General features: G+C 52.6%; 21 protein-coding genes and 3 tRNA genes. 12 read left to right on the top strand and 12 right to left on the bottom strand.

Annotation, left to right across the window (positions count from 1 at the left end):
* Window positions 1–8 precede the first annotated feature (8 nt).
* Genes amiB through nnr form a run of 3 tightly spaced genes read right to left on the bottom strand, consistent with a single transcriptional unit; the run spans window position 9 to window position 3,327 of the window.
* Window positions 9–1,334 carry an N-acetylmuramoyl-L-alanine amidase AmiB gene (gene amiB / locus D6029_RS21160; protein ID WP_120066656.1) on the bottom strand — a complete coding sequence of 442 codons (1,326 nt, stop codon included), beginning with the start codon at window positions 1,332–1,334 and terminating at the stop codon, window positions 9–11.
* 13 nt (window positions 1,335–1,347) lie between these two features.
* On the bottom strand, window positions 1,348–1,809 hold the full coding sequence (gene tsaE, locus D6029_RS21155) for a tRNA (adenosine(37)-N6)-threonylcarbamoyltransferase complex ATPase subunit type 1 TsaE (RefSeq protein WP_120066655.1): 462 nt from the start codon (window positions 1,807–1,809) through the stop codon (window positions 1,348–1,350).
* Between the two features lie 3 nt (window positions 1,810–1,812).
* The gene (gene nnr, locus D6029_RS21150; RefSeq protein WP_120066654.1) at window positions 1,813–3,327 is read right to left on the bottom strand and encodes a bifunctional ADP-dependent NAD(P)H-hydrate dehydratase/NAD(P)H-hydrate epimerase; all 1,515 of its coding nucleotides are present in this window, start codon (window positions 3,325–3,327) and stop codon (window positions 1,813–1,815) included.
* Here nnr and queG point away from each other — a divergent pair.
* Window positions 3,326–4,465, top strand: a complete 1,140-nt coding sequence (gene queG, locus D6029_RS21145; protein WP_120066653.1) for a tRNA epoxyqueuosine(34) reductase QueG — start codon at window positions 3,326–3,328, stop codon at window positions 4,463–4,465. The genes nnr and queG overlap by 2 nt on opposite strands.
* Before the next feature lie 270 nt (window positions 4,466–4,735).
* Here the strand turns inward: queG and D6029_RS21140 are convergent.
* From D6029_RS21140 to orn, 4 genes are all read right to left on the bottom strand, one after another.
* Window positions 4,736–4,811: transfer RNA gene (locus D6029_RS21140), tRNA-Gly, on the bottom strand.
* Window positions 4,812–4,847: 36 nt separating this feature from the next.
* Window positions 4,848–4,923: transfer RNA gene (locus tag D6029_RS21135), tRNA-Gly, on the bottom strand.
* Window positions 4,924–4,990: 67 nt separating this feature from the next.
* A tRNA-Gly gene (locus D6029_RS21130) sits at window positions 4,991–5,066 on the bottom strand.
* Window positions 5,067–5,240: 174 nt separating this feature from the next.
* On the bottom strand, window positions 5,241–5,786 hold the full coding sequence (orn, locus tag D6029_RS21125) for an oligoribonuclease (RefSeq protein ID WP_120066652.1): 546 nt from the start codon (window positions 5,784–5,786) through the stop codon (window positions 5,241–5,243).
* Window positions 5,787–5,899: 113 nt separating this feature from the next.
* On the opposite strand from orn, the gene rsgA reads away from it, so the two are divergent.
* From rsgA to mscM, 3 genes are all read left to right on the top strand, one after another.
* Window positions 5,900–6,955: a small ribosomal subunit biogenesis GTPase RsgA gene (gene rsgA, locus D6029_RS21120; protein WP_120066651.1), complete on the top strand. Its 1,056-nt coding sequence runs from the start codon at window positions 5,900–5,902 to the stop codon at window positions 6,953–6,955.
* 79 nt (window positions 6,956–7,034) lie between these two features.
* On the top strand, window positions 7,035–7,982 hold the full coding sequence (gene asd, locus D6029_RS21115; protein WP_120066650.1) for an archaetidylserine decarboxylase: 948 nt from the start codon (window positions 7,035–7,037) through the stop codon (window positions 7,980–7,982).
* 60 nt (window positions 7,983–8,042) lie between these two features.
* A complete protein-coding gene (gene mscM / locus D6029_RS21110) occupies window positions 8,043–11,381 on the top strand; it encodes a miniconductance mechanosensitive channel MscM (protein ID WP_120066649.1) in 3,339 nt (1,112 codons plus the stop codon).
* 98 nt (window positions 11,382–11,479) lie between these two features.
* Here mscM and epmA read toward each other — a convergent pair whose 3' ends face one another.
* The gene (gene epmA, locus D6029_RS21105; protein WP_120066648.1) at window positions 11,480–12,457 is read right to left on the bottom strand and encodes an elongation factor P--(R)-beta-lysine ligase; all 978 of its coding nucleotides are present in this window, start codon (window positions 12,455–12,457) and stop codon (window positions 11,480–11,482) included.
* A 329-nt stretch (window positions 12,458–12,786) separates the two neighbouring features.
* Here epmA and frdA point away from each other — a divergent pair, with 329 nt between their 5' ends.
* From frdA to D6029_RS21075, 6 genes are all read left to right on the top strand, one after another.
* On the top strand, window positions 12,787–14,580 hold the full coding sequence (frdA, locus tag D6029_RS21100) for a fumarate reductase (quinol) flavoprotein subunit (protein WP_120066647.1): 1,794 nt from the start codon (window positions 12,787–12,789) through the stop codon (window positions 14,578–14,580).
* Complete coding sequence (locus D6029_RS21095; RefSeq protein ID WP_120066646.1) at window positions 14,573–15,310, top strand: succinate dehydrogenase/fumarate reductase iron-sulfur subunit; 738 nt, start codon at window positions 14,573–14,575, stop codon at window positions 15,308–15,310. The genes frdA and D6029_RS21095 overlap by 8 nt, the downstream gene beginning before the upstream one ends.
* Window positions 15,311–15,320: 10 nt before the next feature.
* Complete coding sequence (gene frdC / locus D6029_RS21090) at window positions 15,321–15,716, top strand: fumarate reductase subunit FrdC (protein WP_120066645.1); 396 nt, start codon at window positions 15,321–15,323, stop codon at window positions 15,714–15,716.
* A 10-nt stretch (window positions 15,717–15,726) separates the two neighbouring features.
* Window positions 15,727–16,086, top strand: coding sequence for a fumarate reductase subunit FrdD (gene frdD / locus D6029_RS21085; protein WP_034461132.1), 360 nt, complete (start codon window positions 15,727–15,729; stop codon window positions 16,084–16,086).
* Between the two features lie 97 nt (window positions 16,087–16,183).
* Window positions 16,184–17,335, top strand: a complete 1,152-nt coding sequence (ampC, locus tag D6029_RS21080) for a CMY2/MIR/ACT/EC family class C beta-lactamase (protein WP_120066644.1) — start codon at window positions 16,184–16,186, stop codon at window positions 17,333–17,335.
* Between the two features lie 112 nt (window positions 17,336–17,447).
* Window positions 17,448–17,981, top strand: coding sequence for a lipocalin family protein (locus D6029_RS21075; RefSeq protein ID WP_120066643.1), 534 nt, complete (start codon window positions 17,448–17,450; stop codon window positions 17,979–17,981).
* On the opposite strand, the gene sugE is transcribed toward D6029_RS21075, so the two are convergent.
* Window positions 17,978–18,295 carry a quaternary ammonium compound efflux SMR transporter SugE gene (gene sugE / locus D6029_RS21070; protein ID WP_120066642.1) on the bottom strand — a complete coding sequence of 106 codons (318 nt, stop codon included), beginning with the start codon at window positions 18,293–18,295 and terminating at the stop codon, window positions 17,978–17,980. The genes D6029_RS21075 and sugE overlap by 4 nt on opposite strands.
* Before the next feature lie 227 nt (window positions 18,296–18,522).
* Between sugE and D6029_RS21065 the strand changes: the two genes are divergently transcribed.
* Complete coding sequence (locus D6029_RS21065; RefSeq protein WP_120066641.1) at window positions 18,523–19,107, top strand: response regulator transcription factor; 585 nt, start codon at window positions 18,523–18,525, stop codon at window positions 19,105–19,107.
* A 51-nt stretch (window positions 19,108–19,158) separates the two neighbouring features.
* On the opposite strand, the gene ecnB is transcribed toward D6029_RS21065, so the two are convergent.
* The 3 genes from ecnB to efp form a co-directional block, all read right to left on the bottom strand.
* Complete coding sequence (ecnB, locus tag D6029_RS21060) at window positions 19,159–19,305, bottom strand: lipoprotein toxin entericidin B (protein ID WP_120066640.1); 147 nt, start codon at window positions 19,303–19,305, stop codon at window positions 19,159–19,161.
* A 102-nt stretch (window positions 19,306–19,407) separates the two neighbouring features.
* Complete coding sequence (locus D6029_RS21055) at window positions 19,408–19,542, bottom strand: entericidin A/B family lipoprotein (protein WP_120066639.1); 135 nt, start codon at window positions 19,540–19,542, stop codon at window positions 19,408–19,410.
* 53 nt (window positions 19,543–19,595) lie between these two features.
* On the bottom strand, window positions 19,596–20,162 hold the full coding sequence (efp, locus tag D6029_RS21050; RefSeq protein ID WP_120066638.1) for an elongation factor P: 567 nt from the start codon (window positions 20,160–20,162) through the stop codon (window positions 19,596–19,598).
* Between the two features lie 40 nt (window positions 20,163–20,202).
* Between efp and epmB the strand changes: the two genes are divergently transcribed.
* Window positions 20,203–21,240, top strand: coding sequence for an EF-P beta-lysylation protein EpmB (gene epmB, locus D6029_RS21045; protein ID WP_120066637.1), 1,038 nt, complete (start codon window positions 20,203–20,205; stop codon window positions 21,238–21,240).
* Window positions 21,241–21,281: the final 41 nt, after the last annotated feature.

Raw genomic sequence — 21,281 nt, 5'->3', positions numbered from 1 at the left:
AAATCTCCTTATTGAGTAATCGCGACCTGGTCGAGACTCGCGCCTTGCGAACGTGCAGTTTGACCAGTTGCGGGTGCAGATTGTAACGGATGCGTCAGGAAATAATCTCTCAGCCCTTGATAAATCGCCTGGGCGATTTTTTGCTGATAGTCATCGCTATCCAACAGGCGCTCTTCCGAGTTGTTACTGATAAACCCGGTTTCCACCAGCACCGAAGGAATATCCGGCGAACGCAGTACGCCAAGGCTGGCGTGCTCAGGACGACGTTTATGCAATGAACCTACGCGTTGCATTTGGGCCAGCACTTTGGTTGCCACATCATACCCGACGCGCTGGGAATGGCCGAATTGCAAATCCAGTACCGCCTGGCTCAAATACGGGTCAGCCTGGCTGTTTGCAAGAACATCACCCGCACCGCCCAACAGCTCGGATTGTTTTTCGTGCTGCTCAAGCCAGCCCGCCATTTCGCTGTTCGCGCGGCGATTCGACAACACCCAAACGGATGCTCCCGTGGCATCACGATTTGGCGCGGCATCCGCATGAATCGACACCAGAATATTGGCGTTCTGTTTACGCGCCACGTCTGAGCGCCCCATTACCGAAATAAAATAGTCGCCATCACGGGTCAACACGCCTTTGAACATCGGGTCGTCATTGAGCAATGAACGAAGTTTACGGGCAATGGAAATGGTGACGTTTTTCTCTTTCGTGCCGCCAGGGCCAATCGCGCCCGGATCTTGCCCGCCATGTCCGGCATCTATCGCCACAACCACAGTATCGGATTGCGTCGTTGCACGTTCTGTTCGTGCAGGATGCATCGCCGTATTAGAACTGATTGCACCGGTCACGGTTTGCGAATTAAACGGATTTTTTGCCGGTTCTGACGAGCGAGTCACAGGCGGAGCTTCCACCCGTTTCGCGACAACTGGCGGAGGTGGCGGCGGTGCATCGGCGTTAATGGTAAACACTACCGTGTAGTTGCTACCGTTTTGCTGTTTTACCGCGCGGGTTTTCCCAGGCTCGGTAAGGTCAACCACCAGACGTAAAGAATCGCTGTCTTTCGGCTGGCCGGAACGAATACTTTTCACCAGATTATTGCCGCTGAAAAGCAGCGGTAAACCACGAATCACACCGGTTTGCTTGATATCCAGCGCAACGCTTTTCTTGTCATCCTGAGAAAACGCATATTCAGGGTCGCCAATAAAACTAAAGGTGATCCGCGCCTGAGAATCCCCGTTCGACACCTGTATATCTGCCAAACTCGCGGCGTTCACCTGTGCCGTGAGCACCAGTAAACATGCCGCCATCAACCAACTTTTCGCACGAAAAATCATCCCGTCATCCTTGTTATTTGGCCAACCGCGCCAGTAACGATTCACCAGATGGGGAAACTGCTTTCAGGCACGCCTCGCGCCCTTCAGCCTGGTAACTTAGGTGGATTTCGACATCCGGTTCTGGAAGCACACCCTGACCTTTTTGCGGCCATTCCACCAGACTGATTGCGTCATTGGTGAAATAGTCACGAATTCCCATAAACTCGAGTTCTTCTGGATCGGCGAGACGATAGAGATCAAAGTGATACACCATCAAATCACCGAGTTCATACGGTTCGACCAACGTATAAGTTGGGCTTTTCACGTTGCCTTTATGCCCTAGCGCCTGCACAAAACCACGACTAAACGTTGTTTTCCCGGCACCAAGATCACCATACAGATGAATAACGGTTGCCCCTTCACAGGCTTTCGCCAGACGTGCGCCCAGTTCTAAGGTCGCGGCTTCATCAGGTAATGCGATAACTCGATTAATCATTTTTTAGCTATTCAAATCCGGGTTAACAAAAGGGTACAACGTCGATAATAAATCGCTCGCCAGCATGCCACGCGTGCCGAAGCGATGAGCCAGCACATCAGCGGCTGCGCCATGAACCACACATCCGGCACTTGCTGCATCATACGGGGTTAGCTTCTGTGCCAGCAATGCCCCGATGATTCCGGAGAGCACATCCCCCATCCCGCCGCTGCCCATTCCGGCATTGCCCACATCAATAATGGAGCATTCGCCATTTTGGCTGGCAACAACCGTACCGGCACCTTTTAAGACCACAATTCCGCCATAACGTTTTACCAGGCGGTCTGCGGCAAGTAAGCGGTCACTCTCAATTTGTGACACGGTGCAATTTAACAACCGTGCGGCCTCGCCAGGATGCGGCGTAATCACGCGATTCTGACGTTTATCGGGATTGATTGCCAGAAGGTTAAGCGCATCTGCATCCCACAGCATCGGTTTACGGCTGTTCTCTACTTTTTGTAGGGCTTTTTTGCCCCATTCTTGCTGCCCTAATCCTGGGCCAATCACGACGACATCGGCCCATTCAAGACTTTCATCCAGCGTTTGTGGCGTGAGTTCCTGAACCATTAATTCAGGCCGAGCCGTCAGCAGTGGCGCAATATTTTCTGAACGCGTCAAAACTCTGACTAAACCTGCTCCGGTTCGCAGCGCCGCTTCGCCCGTCATGCGAATCGCACCCGCCGTACCGTGATCGCCACCGATGATCACCAATCGCCCGTTACTGCCTTTGTGTGACGTGGGTTTGCGCGGCGGCAACCAGCCCGATAATTGTGCGCTGTCCACGCGGATAATCGGCGCAGTCTGCCCTTTCAGCCACTCTTCAAGCCCGAGCGCATGGAAATGTAACTTTCCGACCACATCACGTGCTTTGCCGGTGAGTAGCCCCGGTTTCAGGGCAATAAACGTAATAGTGTGAGCGGCGTTAATTGCAACGCCGGGAATTGCACCCGTTTCTGCGAGCAAGCCCGAAGGAATATCCAGCGCAATCACAGGAGAAGGATGCTGATTACATTTCTCGATAAGATTTGCGGCATTATCTCGTGGCGCTTGTGTAAGGCCGGTGCCAAGAATAGCGTCAACCACTAGATCAATATCAGCAGGCCATGGATGTTCCGGCGCATGAATCAGACCTGCGGCGTCCAGCCAGGCATCACGCGCAGTGGCCGCTTCTTCGGGTAACGGTTTATCGCTTTCCAGCGCGACAAGCGTAACGCGCACGCCAGCAGCCTGCGCCAGACGCGCCACCACATAACCATCGCCGCCGTTATTGCCATGCCCGCATGCGACCAACCAGTGCTGGCTTTGCGGATAAAGCTCACGGGCGAGATTAAACGCAGCAGCGCCCGCCCGTTGCATTAATTCATAAAGCGTTAACCCTAATTCATCCGCCGCCTGCTTTTCTGCGGTGCGCAACCAGTCTGCTGACCAGACTGAATGTGGTATACTTTTGGCGGTTATTTTTAGGCTCAGGTCCGTCATGTCACAGCCCCTCGATCTCAATCAATTAGCGCAAAATATCAAACAGTGGGGAATCGAACTCGGCTTCCAGCAAGTGGGAATTGCCGATACCGATCTCACCGCCAGTGAACCTGCGCTCCAGTTGTGGCTGGATAAACAATACCACGGCGAGATGGACTGGATGGCTCGTCATGGCATGATGCGCGCGCGCCCACACGAATTGCTGCCGGGCACACTGCGCGTGATTAGCGTGCGGATGAACTATCTCCCGGCAAACGCGGCCTTTGCCTCGACGCTTAAAAATCCCAAAATCGGTTATATCAGCCGTTACGCCCTCGGGCGCGATTACCACAAACTGCTGCGTAACCGGCTCAAAAAACTGGGTGAAATGATCCAGTCCCACTGTTCCACGCTGAATTTTAGACCTTTTGTGGATTCAGCGCCGATTCTTGAGCGCCCACTGGCTGAGAAAGCGGGCCTTGGTTGGACAGGTAAGCACTCACTTATCTTGAATCAAGAAGCGGGATCGTTCTTTTTCCTCGGAGAATTATTAGTCGATATTCCGTTGCCGGTTGATAAGCCGGTTGAGGAAAAGTGCGGGCGCTGCGTGGCCTGCATGACTATTTGCCCGACCGGCGCGATAGTCGAACCCTACACGGTCGACGCCCGTCGTTGTATTTCCTATCTCACTATCGAGCTTGAAGGCGCTATCCCGGAAGAATTCAGGCCGCTCATCGGCAACCGAATTTACGGCTGTGACGATTGCCAGCTGATTTGCCCGTGGAACCGTTTCTCACAACTAACCACAGAAGATGACTTTAGCCCGCGCAGCAAGTTGCATGCGCCGGAGCTGGTGGCACTGTTTGCGTGGAATGAAGAATATTTCCTGCGCGTGACCGAAGGTTCAGCGATTCGCCGCATTGGTCATTTACGCTGGCTGCGAAATATTGCCGTCGCATTAGGAAATGCACCGTGGGATGAAGCGATTCTGGAAGCGCTGCAACAGCGAAAAGGTGAGCACCCACTTCTTGATGAGCATATTGATTGGGCGATTGCGCAACAATTAAGCAAGCGAAGCGCTAACGCAACGGAAGTTCAGTTACCGCAAAAGCAACGTCTGGTTAGAGTCATTGAAAAGGGGCTGAAACGGGACGCGTAACATGTCCACAGGATGTGAATAAAATTTTGAAAGCCTTATCCCATCAGCAAAATAAATTCTGCAAGCGATCCAGTTAACACTTCTAAACATTTAAAAAATCAACAAAATCAATTATTTAAATTAATCATGTAAAAGTTAATAAATAATTAGCGATCTAAGTGAATAGACAGAAGCTGTGGATAAGTCTGTTTACAAGAGTTTATGAGGAACGTAAAAACCACCACCGACGCGACTTAGCGTTGTGGATAATTTGTACTGAAGATTAGAATTTGGAGCGGGAAACGAGACTCGAACTCGCGACCCCGACCTTGGCAAGGTCGTGCTCTACCAACTGAGCTATTCCCGCTTGGGTGGTGCTGGCTTTAAAAGCCAAATCAAATTTTGGAGCGGGAAACGAGACTCGAACTCGCGACCCCGACCTTGGCAAGGTCGTGCTCTACCAACTGAGCTATTCCCGCATATTCTTCGTCTTTCAAGCTGATGCTTAAAAGCCATCGAATTTGGTGGTACTGCTTAAATCAAATTTGGAGCGGGAAACGAGACTCGAACTCGCGACCCCGACCTTGGCAAGGTCGTGCTCTACCAACTGAGCTATTCCCGCTCTGTGTAACGCTGCAAATTCTGCATCGGTACGGGAGGCGCATTATACGAGAAATCGTTTTAGTCGCAAGCCCCTCAAAAGGTTTTTTTCATAAAATTAGTTCGAATGGCGATTTAAACGGCAAAATGATTAATTTCTCAGCGAAGGAGGAGTTTAGCTCCTCCCGAACGCCTGTCAAAGCTTAATAAAATTCTCGCGATAGAACGCAAGTTCTGCCACAGACTCACGAATATCGTCCATCGCCTGGTGAGTACCCTGCTTTTTGAAGTCAGCCAGGATTTCTGGTTTCCAGCGACGCGCCAACTCTTTCAGCGTGCTGACATCCAGATAACGATAATGGAAGTAAGCTTCCAGTTCTGGCATGTACTTAAACAGGAAACGGCGATCCTGACCTATGCTGTTACCACAAATCGGCGAACTATTAGCTGGCACCCACTGCTTCAGGAACTCAATCGTTGCCAGTTCAGCCGCGCGGTCGTCCTGCTGGCTTGCCTTAACGCGCTCAACCAGACCACTTCCGGTATGGGTACGCACATTCCAGTCATCCATCAGCGCCAGTTGTTCGTCAGACTGATGAACCGCAATCGTTGGCCCTTCGGCGAGGATATTCAAATTGGCGTCAGTAACCAGAGTGGCGATTTCAATTATGCGATCCCGCTCGGGGTCCAGGCCGGTCATTTCTAAATCAATCCAAATCAGATTGTTTTCATTTCCACTCATGCTATTTTCCACCCTTCTTGTGCGTCGCCCACCCTTGTCGATGGGTTAACTCGTATAAAATAGTGTGTATCATAGAGGTTTTGCCCACCACGGGCGACCAGGAGCCAGTAAGATTGAGCAAAAATAAACTCTCCAAAGGACAGCAGCGCCGGGTTTCAGCAAACCACCAGCGTCGGCTTAAACAGACTGTGGAGAAAGCCGATCCTGACGACTCTCAGTTTGGTGAACCACGCGATGGACGCGTGATCAGCCGTTTCGGCCAACATGCCGATGTTGAATCACCCGGTGGTGAAATTCACCGCTGCAATATTCGTCGTACCATTCGTTCGCTAGTTACCGGCGATAACGTGGTCTGGCGTCCGGCTAAAGAAGCCGCGGCAGGCGTCACCATTAAAGGCATTGTGGATGCGGTACACGAGCGCACCACCGTTCTGACGCGCCCTGATTTTTACGACGGCGTAAAACCCATTGCCGCCAACATTGACCAGATCATCGTGGTTTCCGCGATTCTGCCCGAGCTGTCACTGAATATTATTGACCGTTATCTGGTGGCGTGCGAAACCCTCGAAGTAGAACCGTTGCTGGTATTGAACAAAACCGACCTGCTCGACGAAGCGGGCCTGAAGTTCGTCAATGAGCAAATGGATATCTATCGCAAGATTGGTTATCGCGTTCTGTTCGTCTCCAGCCACAAAGTTGAAGGTCTGAAAGAACTGGAAGAAGCGCTGATTGGCCGCGTGAGTATCTTTGCCGGGCAATCAGGTGTGGGTAAATCCAGCCTGCTGAACAACCTTCTCGGATTTAAAGAAGTCCAGATTCTGGTGAATGACGTTTCTGACAACTCCGGTTTAGGCCAGCACACCACGACGGCTTCACGCCTTTACCACTTCCCAGGCGGCGGCGATGTTATCGACTCCCCGGGCGTGCGCGAATTTGGTTTGTGGCACTTAGAACCGGATCAAGTCACTCATGGCTTCACTGAATTCCATGACTACTTAGGCCGTTGTAAATATCGTGATTGCAGCCACACCAACGATCCAGGCTGCGCACTGCGCGAAGCCGTTGAGCGTGGGGATATCGCCCAATCGCGTTTCGAAAACTACCATCGCATACTGGAAAGCATGTCCGAGGTAAAATCGCGTAAAACCTTTTCCGATACTGACCGCTGACAATTAAGCTGGGCATCGCTAAAATCGCGCTCCTTTTTGTGTATGCCCGCTAACATGGGTAATTAGCCAGGAGGCTATCTTGTTAGACAACTTTAAACTTTCGCTCCAGTACATCCTGCCTAAACTCTGGCTGACCCGCCTGGCAGGCTGGGGTGCAAGCAAACGAGCGGGCTGGTTGACCAAACTGGTGATCGACCTGTTCGTCAAATACTACAAAGTCGACATGAAGGAAGCACAGAAGCCGGACACCGCCAGCTATCGCACCTTCAACGAATTCTTCGTGCGCCCACTGCGTGACGATGTGCGCCCAATCAACACCGATCCAAACGTGCTGGTGATGCCAGCAGACGGCGTGGTGAGCCAGTTAGGCCCAATCGAAGAAGACAAAATCCTGCAAGCCAAAGGCCATAACTACAGCCTCGAAGCCCTGCTTGCCGGTAACTACTTAATGGCCGACCTGTTCCGTAACGGCAGCTTCGTGACCACATATCTGTCACCGCGTGATTACCACCGCGTACATATGCCGTGTAACGGTATTTTGCGTGAAATGATTTACGTGCCGGGCGATTTGTTCTCTGTGAACCATTTAACAGCGCAAAACGTGCCGAACCTGTTTGCCCGTAACGAACGCGTTATTTGCCTGTTCGATACCGAGTTTGGCCCGATGGCACAAATTCTGGTGGGTGCCACCATTGTTGGCAGCATCGAAACCGTCTGGGCTGGCACCATCACGCCTCCGCGTGAAGGCGTTATCAAGCGCTGGACGTGGCCTGCGGGTGAAAGCGAAGGCTCTGTTGCGCTGTTAAAAGGCCAGGAAATGGGCCGCTTTAAACTGGGTTCAACAGTGATTAACTTGTTCGCACCAGGCAAAGTAAACCTGGCCGAGCAACTGCAAAGCCTGTCTGTCACTAAGATTGGTGAGCCGCTGGCCGTTTCTACCGAACCCATGGGCGAACCTGAAGTGCCTGTCAGTGAGATTACTGAAGCAGAAGTTGCCGCCGATCAGGAAACCAAACCAGACGTTTAAATCTCCCTACCCAGCCCTCGCGACATCGCGGCGAGGGCTGACTCACCTATAGGTATTTACGTGCGCCTGATACTCACTTTTCTGATGGCCTGGTGCCTAAGCCTACCGCTGTACGCCGCCACGGCTCCAGACGCTAAACAAATCTCCCAGGAACTGGAACAAGCTAAATCCGCAAAAGATAAACCAGGCAGTGCGGAAACGGTGGAAGCCCTTCAGGCCGCGCTCAACGCGCTGGATGAGCGCAAAGTTTCGCTCGAACGAGCCACGCAATACCAACAAGTTATTGATAACTTCCCCAAGCTTTCTGAAACATTACGCCGCCAGATAAGCACTCTGCGCGACGAGCCGCAGAAAGTGCCGGATGGCATGTCGACCGATGCGTTAAATCAGGAAATCCTGCAAGTTAGCAGCCAGTTACTGGATAAAAGCCGCCTGGCGCAACAGGAACAAGAACGCACCCGAGAAATCACCGATTCCCTCAGCCAGTTGCCGCAGCAACAGACCGACGCTCGCCGCCAGTTGAACGAAGTCGAACGGCGGATGGGCACCCAACCGGCCACCAGCACGCCGTTATCACAAGCACAAAATCTCTCTTTGCAGGCCGAATCTTCACGCCTGAAAGCCCTGGTCGACGAATTAGAACTGGCGCAGCTATCCGCCAGCAACCGCCAGGAGCTTTCGCGTCTGCGCGCAGAACTGGCTCAAAAACAGAGCGCGCAACTGGATGCCTATCTGCAAGCACTGCGTAACCAGTTGAACAACCAGCGCCAGCGCGAAGCAGAAAAAGCGCTGGAAAGCACTGAACTGCTGGCTGAAAGCAGCGCTAACCTGCCGCCAGATATCGTTGACCAGTTTAAAAACAACCGTCAGCTTTCTCAGGCGTTGAACCAGCAGGCTCAGCGCATGGATTTAGTCGCCTCACAGCAACGTCAGGCGAGCAGCCAGACCTTACAAGTGCGTCAGGCGCTCAACACGCTGCGCGAACAGTCACAATGGCTTGGCGTGTCCAACGTGCTCGGCGAAGCCTTGCGCGCCCAGGTTTCACGTTTGCCTGAAATGCCCAAGCCGCAACAGCTTGATACCGAACTCGGCCAGTTGCGTGTTCAGCGCCTGCATTACGAAGATCTACTCAGTAAACAACAGCAACTGCGCCAGATTCGTCAACTCGATGGTCAGCCGCTCACCGCTGAGCAAAACCGTATTCTGGAGGCGCAACTCCGCACCCAGCGCGAATTGCTCAATTCCCTGCTGCAAGGCGGCGACAACCTGATTCTTGAGCTAACCAAACTGAAAGTAGCAAACAGCCAACTGGAAGACGCGCTCAAAGAGGTGAACGAAGCCACGCACCGCTACCTGTTCTGGACATCCGACGTCAGCCCGATTGGCTTCGCCTGGCCGGTTGAAATCGTGCAGGATTTACGCCGCCTGGTGTCGATGGACACCTTTAGTCAGCTTGGCAGCGCCACCGTCATGATGCTGACCAGCAAAGAGACGCTGTTGCCGCTGTTTGCTGCGTTAATTTTGGTGGGTTTCAGTATCAGTTCACGCCGCCACTTTACCGCTTTCCTGGAACGTTCCAGCGCCAAAGTGGGGAAAGTGACGCAGGATCATTTCAGCTTAACGCTGCGCACTGTGTTCTGGTCGATTCTGGTGGCATTGCCTTTGCCGGTGTTGTGGGCAACGCTCGGTTTCGGGCTGCAAGCCGCCTGGCCATATCCGCTCGCGGTGGCGATTGGTGATGGCGTAACAGCCACGGTTCCACTGCTTTGGGCAGTCATGATTTGCGCGACGTTCGCCCGTTCAAACGGTTTGTTCATCGTGCATTTCGGCTGGCCGCCGCAACGTGTTGCTCGCGCCATGCGTTATTATCTGATGAGCATCGGGCTAATCGTGCCGCTGATTATGGCTTTGATTATGTTCGATAATCTTAGTGACCGGGAGTTCTCCGGCTCACTTGGGCGGCTGTGCTTTATTTTGATTTGCGGTGCGATGGCTCTGGTGACGTTAAGCCTGAAACGCGCCGGTATTCCGCTGTATCTGGATAAACAAGGCAACAGTGAAAACATCGCCAACACGATTTTGTGGAACCTGCTGCTGGCCGCTCCGCTACTGGCGATTTTAGCTGCCGTAGTCGGTTATCTGGCAACCGCGCAAGCACTGCTGGCAAGGCTTGAAACCTCGGTCGCCATCTGGTTCTTGTTACTGGTGGTTTATCATATCTTCCGCCGCTGGATGCTGATTCAGCGTCGTCGCCTGGCGTTTGACCGCGCTAAACATCGCCGCGCGGAAATCCTCGCCCAGCGCGCTCGCGGCGAAGAAGAAGCGGCTCACAGCCATAGCACCGAAGGTTCAGCTGAAACGATCGAAGAGCCAGAAATCGATCTGGATACTATCAGCGTACAGTCTCTGCGCCTGGTGCGTTCCATTTTGATGCTGATCGCACTGCTGTCGGTGATTGTGCTGTGGTCAGAAATCCATTCCGCCTTTGGCTTCCTGGAGAACATCACGTTGTGGGATGTGACTTCCACGGTGCAAGGTGTGGAAAGCTTGGAGCCGATTACGCTCGGCGCAGTTTTGATAGCAATTCTGGTGCTGATTATCACCATGCAGCTGGTGCGTAATCTCCCTGCGCTGCTGGAACTCGCGCTGCTACAGCATCTGGATTTAGCACCTGGCACTGGTTACGCCATCACTACCGTCACCAAATATCTGCTGCTACTGGTGGGCACGCTGGTTGGCTTCTCGATGATTGGCATTGAGTGGTCGAAGTTGCAGTGGCTGGTCGCCGCACTTGGTGTGGGGTTAGGTTTTGGTTTGCAGGAGATTTTCGCCAACTTTATCTCTGGCCTGATCATTCTGTTCGAGAAGCCGATTCGTATTGGCGACACCGTGACCATCCGCGATTTGACCGGCAGCGTCACCAAAATCAATACCCGCGCCACCACCATCAGCGACTGGGACCGTAAAGAGATCATCGTGCCGAACAAAGCGTTTATCACCGAGCAGTTTATCAACTGGTCGCTGTCGGATTCGGTCACACGTGTGGTGCTCACCGTGCCAGCGCCGTCAGATGCTAATAGCGAAGAGGTGACAAAGGTATTGTTGCAGGCGGCAGAGCGCTGCTCTCTGGTGATTGATAACCCGGCACCAGAAGCCTTCCTGGTCGATTTACAGGCGGGTATTCAAATCTTTGAGTTGCGAATTTATGCCGCTGAGATGAACCATCGTATGCCGCTGCGTCACGAGATTCACCAGTTGATTCTGCAAGGCTTCCGCGAACACGATATCGAACTGCCATTCCCACCATTCCAGATGCGTCTGGATAGTCTGGGCGGGCAACGTAGTGCTAAGACGGTGACTTCTTCGGGGAAAGCAGGACGGACGCCGGGGAGTTTGTAAGCCAACTCCCCTCATCCCGGCCTTCTCCCCCAGGAGAAGGAGAAAACCGGACAATACCCTCTCCCTCAGGGAGAGGGCAAGGGTGAGGGTGAGGGGATTTAAGCCCTATCCACCGGGAACGCCAACACATCGGCCAGGCTCTCGGCCTTCAATGCCAACATAATCAAACGATCCACACCTAACGCCACGCCGGAACAATCCGGTAAACCGGCTTTCAATGCTTCCAGCAAATTCACGTCAATCGGCTGCTGCGGCAAACCGCGAGCGGCACGTTTGCGGTTCTCCTGTTCGAAACGCTGCTGCTGTTCACGCGCATCAGTCAGTTCGTGGAAACCATTCGCCAGCTCAATACCTCGGAAATACACCTCGAAGCGCTCGGCGACACGATGGTCTTCGGTACTGATTTGCGCCAGGGCCGCCTGGCTTGCCGGGAAGTGGTACACAAACGTCGGTTTTTCTTTACCGATATGCGGCTCGACACCCATGCTGAAAAGCAGTTGCAGCAAGGTATCGCGGTCTTCTTCTTGATCGGCAATGTTGCTTAAATCGAGTTTTTTCGCCACTTCACGCAACTGGTTTTTGTCCGCAGAAAGCGGGTCAATTTCCAGGTGGCGTTGGAAAGCTTGCTGATAAGAGAGCGTTTCTGCGGCATCGGTTTCCAGAACCTGTTGCAGCAAATCATCAACTTCATTCATCAGACGATACATATCGTAGCAAGGGCGATACCACTCCAGCATGGTGAATTCTGGATTATGGTGGCGCCCCATTTCTTCATTACGGAAGCTGCGGCACAGCTGGAATACCGGGCCGATGCCCGCCGCCAGCAGGCGTTTCATGTGGTATTCCGGGCTGGTCATCAGGTACAAATTGACGCCCTGAGCGTGGCCTGGGCCAACAAAACGGGTCTCAAACGGGAACAGATTAATGTCCGTTACCGTCGCCTGGCTCATGCAGGGGGTTTCCACCTCCAGTACACCGCGGTCGGCAAAAAAGCGCCGAATAACCGTCATGATCGCGGCGCGTTTCAACAGGTTGGGGATGGATGCGCTCGGCTGCCAGGTGGCCGTTTCGCTCATGGTGGAGTCTCCGTATTCATACAAGGCCGAGAAGTCTACCCGCAACGCATAAGCGAGACAAATTTTGCGCAGTAAATTTTCACCTTCTGTCAGGCCATCAAAGCGTGACGAATCCCAATTTCGTGACACAAATCATCACCAGAATTAATTAATTGCTGAACTGAACAGCAAAAAAATCGAACGCGTCAAATTTCCTTAAAAAGCCTGCGGCTATAATCCGCTACCTACAAAGGAGCAGGGAAAACCCTTTCGCAATAGCTGTCGCCGTATCGGTGAACTACCTTTGGTTAAATTAGCTATGCGAAATAACTAAAATCTGGAGGAATGTCGTGCAAACCTTTCAAGCCGATCTCGCCATAATTGGCGCTGGCGGAGCGGGCTTACGAGCAGCCATTGCGGCAGCGCAAGCCAATCCACAAGCTAAAATCGCTCTGATCTCCAAAGTCTACCCGATGCGTAGCCACACCGTGGCCGCCGAAGGGGGTTCTGCTGCCGTTACGCAGGATCACGACAGCTTCGAATATCATTTTAACGACACCGTTTCCGGTGGCGACTGGCTGTGCGAGCAGGATGTGGTCGACTACTTCGTCCATAACTGCCCAACAGAAATGACACAGCTTGAGCAATGGGGTTGCCCATGGAGTCGTCGTCCTGACGGTTCCGTCAACGTGCGCCGCTTCGGTGGTATGAAGATTGAGCGCACCTGGTTTGCCGCGGATAAAACCGGCTTCCATATGCTGCATACCCTGTTCCAGACCTCCTTACAGTTCCCGCAAATCCAGCGTTTTGACGAGCATTTCGTGCTCGACATTCTGGTTGATGACGGCGCTGCGCGTGGCGTAGTCGCCATGAACATGATGGAAGGCACGCTGGTGCAAATCCGCGCGAATGCCGTTGTGATGGCAACCGGTGGTGCGGGTCGCGTTTATCGCTACAACACCAACGGCGGCATCGTAACCGGCGATGGTATGGGCATGGCGTTAAGCCACGGCGTACCGCTACGCGACATGGAATTTGTGCAGTATCACCCAACCGGCCTGCCGGGTTCCGGCATTCTGATGACGGAAGGCTGCCGTGGTGAAGGCGGTATTCTGGTCAACAAAGACGGCTATCGTTATCTGCAAGATTACGGCATGGGGCCAGAAACTCCGCTGGGCGAGCCGCGCAACAAATATATGGAACTCGGTCCGCGCGACAAAGTTTCTCAGGCCTTCTGGCACGAATGGCGCGCAGGCCGCACCGTTCCAACTCCACGTGGCGATGTGGTTTATCTCGACCTGCGTCATTTGGGCGAGAAGAAACTCCTCGAGCGCCTGCCGTTTATCTGCGAGCTGTCGAAAGCCTATGTCGGCGTTGATCCGGTGAAAGAGCCGATTCCGGTTCGCCCTACCGCGCACTACACCATGGGCGGTATCGAAACCGACAGCCAGTGCGAATCCCGCATTAAAGGCTTGTTCGCCGTCGGCGAATGTTCTTCCGTTGGCCTGCACGGTGCCAACCGTTTAGGTTCCAACTCACTGGCAGAGCTGGTGGTGTTTGGCCGCCTGGCCGGTGAAGGTGCTATGCGTCGTGCAAACGAAGCACAGCCAGCCAACGACGCGGCACTGAATGCGCAAGCCGCTGACGTCGAAACCCGCCTCAAGAAACTGGTGAATCAGGAAGGTTCGGAAAACTGGTCGAAGATCCGCGACGAAATGGGTCTGTCGATGGAAGAAGGTTGCGGGATTTATCGCACCCCTGAACTGATGCAGAAAACCATTGATAAGCTGGCTGAGCTGCAAGAGCGCTTTAAACGCGTTCGCATTACTGACACATCCAGCGTGTTCAATACCGATTTGCTGTACACCATCGAGTTGGGCCACGGCCTGAACGTTGCCGAATGTATGGCGCACTCAGCGATGGCACGTAAAGAATCACGCGGCGCGCACCAGCGTCTGGACGAAGGCTGCACCGAGCGTGATGACGTGAACTTCCTGAAACATACCCTCGCTTTCCGCGACGAAAATGGAACCACGCGTCTGGAATACAGCGATGTGAAAATCACGACTTTGCCACCGGCTAAACGCGTCTACGGTGCGGAATCAGAAGCGGCCGACAAGAAGAAGGAGACGTCGAATGGCTGAAGTGATGAAAACCCTGAAGATTGAAATCGTGCGCTACAATCCGGAAACGGATAACGAGCCGCACAGCGCAATCTACGAAGTGCCTTACGATGAACAAACCTCGCTGCTGGATGCGCTGGGTTACATCAAAGACAATCTGGCACCCGACCTGACTTACCGCTGGTCGTGCCGTATGGCTATCTGCGGCTCTTGCGGCATGATGGTCAACCGCGTGCCAAAACTGGCCTGTAAAACCTTCCTGCGCGAATACACGCAAGGCATGAAGGTTGAAGCGCTGGCGAACTTCCCTATCGAGCGCGATTTAGTCGTCGATATGACTCACTTTATCGAAAGCCTGGAAGCGATTAAGCCGTACATCATTGGCAACCCGCGCACGCCAGATCAGGGGCCGAACAACCAGACTCCGGCACAGATGGCGAAATACCATCAGTTCTCAGGCTGCATCAACTGTGGCCTGTGCTACTCCGCCTGCCCGCAGTTTGGTTTGAATCCTGAGTTTATTGGCCCGGCGGCAATTACGCTGGCACACCGTTACAACCTGGATAACCGCGACCACGGCAAGAAAGAGCGTATGGCGCAGTTAAACGGCAAGAATGGCGTCTGGAGCTGTACTTTCGTGGGCTTCTGCTCCGAAGTGTGCCCGAAACACGTCGATCCAGCCGCAGCCATCCAGCAGGGTAAAGTCGAAAGCTCGAAAGACTTTTTGATTGCCACCCTGAAACCACGCTAAGGAGTGCAAAATGACTACGAAACGTAAGCCTTATGTACGGACGATGACGCCGACCTGGTGGCAAAAGCTGGGCTTCTACCGTTTTTATATGATTCGCGAAGGGACTTCAGTGCCAACGGTTTGGTTCAGCATTTTGCTGATCTGCGGCCTGTTCTCACTGAAAAGTGGGCCAGAAAGCTGGGCGGGATTTGTTTCATTTCTGCAAAACCCAATCGTGATTATCCTGAATTTAATCACGCTGGCAGCCGCTTTACTGCATACCAAAACCTGGTTTGAACTGGCACCGAAGGCCGCCAACATCATCATCAAAGATGAAAAAATGGGGCCTGAGCCGGTGATTAAAGGCTTGTGGGCGGTGACGATTGTCGCCACGGTCGTCATTCTGTTTATTGCACTGTTCTGGTAAGGGGGACGTCATGATTAATCCAAATCCAAAACGCTCCGACGAGCCGGTATTCTGGGGTCTGTTTGGCGCAGGCGGCATGTGGGGCGCCATCATCGCGCCAGTCATCGTGCTGCTGGTTGGCATTATGCTGCCGCTGGGTCTGTTCCCGGGCGATGCGTTAGGCTATGACCGTGTGCTGGCGTTCTCGCAGAGCCTGATTGGCCGCCTGTTCATCTTCCTGATGATTGTGCTGCCACTCTGGTGCGGGTTACACCGTATCCACCATGCCATGCATGACCTGAAGATTCATGTGCCGTCTGGCAAATGGGTGTTTTACGGTCTGGCCGCGATTCTGACTGTTGTGACATTTATTGGCGTCATCACTTTGTAATAACGCTGATTGCTTGAACGAGGCCTGCCATTCCATGTGCAGGCCTTTTTATTTTTAGCGCTCACGACTAAAGTGTCACTTTCATGGAGGACTCCCAATGATAAAAAGAACACTTTGCGCAGCGCTGGTACTGAGCGCGACATTCACCGTATTTGCCGCCCCTAAACCCCTTACCGAACAACAAATCGGTAAAACCGTCGCTGACACTATCGCCCCACTGCTGAAAGCCCAGGATATCCCCGGCATGGCCGTGGCGGTGATTTATCAGGGCAAGCCGTACTATTTCACCTACGGCAAGGCCGATATCGAACAAAATCAGGCGGTCACAAAAGAGACGTTATTTGAACTCGGTTCAGTCAGTAAGACCTTTACCGGCGTGCTGGGTGGCGATGCGATTGCGCGCGGTGAAATTAACTTAAGCGACCCGGCGACGAAATACTGGCCGGAACTGACAGGCAGCCAGTGGAAAGGGATCAGCCTGTTAAGTCTGGCGACCTACACAGCGGGTGGTTTGCCGCTGCAAGTCCCGGACGAAGTCACCGATCAAGCCTCACTACTTAATTTCTACCAGAGCTGGCAGCCGCAATCAGCACCAGGGGAAAAGCGCCTGTACTCTAACGCCAGCATCGGCCTGTTCGGTGCGCTGATGGTGAAACCTTCTGGAAAGACGTTTGAAGAGGCGATGACGCAGCGTGTATTCCAGCCACTGAAACTGACTCACACCTGGATAAAAGTGCCTGCCTCCGAAGAAAAACAGTATGCCCATGGTTATCGCAACGGAAAACCGGTGCGCGTGTCGCCAGGCATGTTGGATGCTGAATCCTACGGGGTGAAATCAAGCATCAAAGATATGGCGAGCTGGGTGCAATTCAACATGTCCCCAGAACGTGTGGCCGATAAGACATTGCGTGAAGGAATCGAGCTTGCGCAGTCGCGCTACTGGCGCGCTGGCAGCATGTATCAGGGCTTAGGCTGGGAGATGTTGAACTGGCCGTTGAAAGCCGAGACGGTGATTGACGGTAGCGATAATAAAGTCGCGCTTGCCCTGACGCCGGTTACAGCGATTAATCCACCTGTTGCGCCAGTCAAAGCGTCGTGGGTGCATAAAACGGGATCAACGGGCGGGTTTGGCAACTACGTGGCGTTTATTCCTGAGCAGCAGCTCGGCATCGTGATGCTGGCGAATAAAAGCTACCCCAACCCCGAGCGCGTAAAAGCGGCCTATACGATTTTGCACGCGTTGCAGTAGCCCGTATTACGGCGGGTGGCGTTATCGCTGACCCGCCGTTTTATTTCTTTCCTGACCCACCGTTTTTCCAGCCGCAATCTACACTTAGCAAAAAACCGAGAAGGAATTTGCTATGCGCATCTGGCCGATTATCCCTGCCCTTGCAGTTGCGTTTTTCCTTGTGGCCTGCAGTTCACCCACTCCTCCACCTGGCACCACGGTAGTTAATAATTTTGAAGCGAAACGGTACCTGGGAAAATGGTATGAAATTGCACGCCTGGACCACAGTTTTGAAAAAGGGCTGGAACAAGTCACGGCGACTTACAGCACCATGGATGACGGCGGTATTCGGGTAATCAACCGAGGTTTTAATCCTGACAGGCAAATGTGGCAGCAGAGTGTCGGCAAGGCGTATTTCACTGGCGACCCAAGCCGGGCCGCCCTGAAAGTGTCATTCTTTGGGCCGTTTTATGGCGGCTATAACGTCATAGCGATTGATAAAGATTATCGTCACGCACTGGTTTGCGGGCCGGATAAAGATTATCTGTGGATTTTGTCACGCACGCCAACCATCAGCGATGAGGTGAAACAGCAGATGCTTGAAACCGCCAAACGACAGGGCTTCCCGGTTGAGAAGCTCCTGTGGGTTAAGCAGCCCGCCCGTTAGTGGGTGCTGAGTTTGAGGCCGATAATACCGATGACGATCAATGCCAGGCTCGCGATGCGGGCCAGGCTTGCTGATTCGCCTAACAGTATAATGCCGGTGGTTGCGGCGCCAACGGCACCAATCCCGGTCCAGACGGCATAAGCCGTACCCGTTGGCAGCGTTTTCATCGACCACGACAGCAGCGCAACGCTGACCACCATCGCCACGACGGTGATAACGCTCGGCCATAGGCGGGTAAAACCGTGGGTATATTTCAGGCCGACAGCCCAAACAACTTCCAGCAGACCGGCGATTACAAGAATAAACCAGGCCATATACAACTCCTTTGTATGGGGCCGTCCCCGGTATAAGAAACGCTTATGGGTCGTCCCATAAGGCGGCTGAAGGCGCTATTTTAACAATTGGGAGCAGGATTGTTAAGCCAGGAATTAGCTGTAAAACGACGCGTATATCCACAATTCGTTTTCAGTATTCTTCCATATTATGAGTACTCATCAAAATTCAAAAAAGGCTGTATCAGTGAGTCTCGTGAACGGTAAGTATGCATAAGATATTGTTAATTGACCGCTGCCATTATACCCGGCAGGGATTCAAGAATTGGCTTAATCAAAATAATGTATTTTCTATTTCTGAAACGGATAATTTATTATTAGCCCGTGAGAAAATAATTCAGTGGCGGCCCAATCTTGTTATTGCAGACTTTACCAGCTTTGCCAGTTCGCTACATAATATCCAACAGCTTTCGTCAATTTACTCCGCCTGTGGCACATCTATTCGTCTGATGCTCCTGAACAGCATGCGGCATGAAATGATTGAAGAGTATTGCCTGTCACAAGGCTCGCGCGCCTTGTATAGCAAAACAGTACCGCTAGATGAGCTTTATGCCGCAATTTATAAACAGCTCAGCGCCCGCCCTCCTTTTAATCCCGGCTGGCAGCTCACATCGCCATTACTCACGCTGCGTGAAGAACGTATATTAAAATTATGGACCGACAAAGCCAATAATGACTTTATTGCCAACATGATGGGGATTAGCACGAAAACGGTATATACCTATAAGCGGAATATCCGTATGAAGCTCGGCATTAGCAATCGCTTTTCATTATTTATCGAACAACATCAATAACCACGAAATAAACAACGGTACGGTGTTGATACCGTACCGTCCGCTAAAACATTAATTCTGCGCTTTAGTTGCGGCACCGGAAATCGCCTGGCCGCCATCCTGAATATCTTCACCCACGCCTTTGGTGGTATTACACGCGGTGAGTAACGACGAAAGCACTACGAGAGAAAAGAACGCTGCAATAGTTTTCTTAATCATGACCGTTTCCTTTTTTGACCATATTGTTTGTGTATAGCAGTTAAAGCATAGACAAAAATTGGCAGACTGAAGGAAAAAGCGGATTTTTAGGAGTGTTGGAAATTACTTGTTTGCAGCGCGTTCGATTGAACCGCCCAGATGCTTGAGGTCTTCGCCAAAGCCGCGAGTGGTGTTACAGCCAGACAAAATCGTGGTTAACAACGTGATGAAAAGTAAATGTTTAATCAAACGGTTCATCTTCCCTGCCCTTAGCAAGCGGCGGTGGAAGCTCCACCGCCAACCTTCACGTATTACTTAACGCGAGAAACGTATTCGCCAGAGCGGGTGTCAACTTTGATGACTTCGCCAGTCTGTACGAACAAAGGTACTTTAACTACAGCACCCGTAGACAGTTTTGCAGGTTTACCGCCAGTACCAGCAGTATCACCTTTCAGACCTGGATCGGTTTCAACGATTTCCAGCTCTACGAAGTTTGGTGGCTGTACGGCGATTGGACGGCCGTTCCACAGGGTCACGATACACTCGGCCTGATCCAGCATCCACTTAGCATTCTCGCCAACTGCTTTTTCGTCAGCGGCCAGTTGCTCGAAAGTTTCGTTATTCATGAAGTGGTAGAACTCACCGTCGTTGTACAGGTAAGTCAGGTTCATATCGATAACGTCTGCGCCTTCAGCGGAGTCGGTAGATTTGAAGGTTTTTTCTACGCGGGTGCCTGTCAGCAGGCGGCGCATTTTAACGCGAGCAAAGGCCTGGCCTTTACCTGGTTTCACGAACTCACTTGATTCGACTGCGTAAGGTTCGCCTTCGAACATGATTTTAAGACCGGCACGGAAATCGTTGCTAGAATAAGTCGCCATAAGGCCCTCTGAAATTGTTAATTGGTAGCTTAGCCAAAAAATGGCACACATTGTAACCCTAAATCCCCCCCGCAGAGAAGATTGGTTGACGCAACTTGCCGATGTTATAACCGATCCGGATGAACTGCTGCATATTTTAGACCTGAACGCTGACGAAGAGTTGTTGGCGGGACGTGATGCACGTCGACTTTTTGCCTTACGCGTGCCGCGAGCGTTCGTCGCTCGCATGGAAAAAGGCAATCCGCATGACCCACTCTTACGCCAGGTGTTAACCGCGAAAGAAGAATTTATTGCCGCTCCCGGTTTTAGTACCGACCCGCTCGAAGAGCAGCACAGCGTGGTGCCAGGCCTGCTACACAAATATCGCAACCGTGCGTTGTTGCTGGTGAAAGGTGGTTGTGCGGTGAACTGCCGTTATTGTTTCCGTCGCCATTTCCCGTATTCCGATAACCAGGGAAACAAGCGCAACTGGCAGGCGGCCATTGCCTACATCAGTGAACATCCGGAACTGGACGAGATCATTTTCTCCGGCGGCGATCCGCTGATGGCAAAAGATCATGAACTGGATTGGTTGATCGGCGAACTGGAAGCGATCCCGCATATTAAGCGCCTGCGCATTCACAGCCGTTTGCCGATTGTGATCCCGGCTCGTATCACCGAAACATTCGTCGCACGCCTTGCCCGCACTCGCTTGCAGGTGATTCTGGTTAATCATATTAACCACGCACAAGAAATCGGTGACGAGTTCAGAGCGGTGATGGCGAATTTACGCCAGGCGGGCGTCACGCTGCTTAACCAAAGCGTGTTGCTGCGCGATGTGAATGACAATGCGCAAACCCTCGCCGATCTGAGCAATGCGCTGTTTGACGCGAGCGTGATGCCGTATTACCTGCATGTGCTGGATAAAGTGCAGGGCGCGGCGCATTTCATGGTCAGTGACGATGAAGCGCGCAAGATTATGCGTGAGTTGCTGACGATGGTTTCCGGCTATATGGTGCCGAAGCTGGCGCGAGAGATTGGCGGTGAGCCGAGTAAAACGCCGATAGATTTGCAGTTACGGCAAACGCCCTCACCCTAACCCTCTCCCCCAGGAGAGGGAACTGTACGGTATTCCCCCTC

Origin of the sequence: Buttiauxella izardii (genome assembly GCF_003601925.1) — a bacterium.
GTDB classification, from domain to species: domain Bacteria; phylum Pseudomonadota; class Gammaproteobacteria; order Enterobacterales; family Enterobacteriaceae; genus Buttiauxella; species Buttiauxella izardii.
Note: the sequence above shows the minus strand (reverse complement) of the source record. Positions and strands in the feature narration are given on the sequence as shown.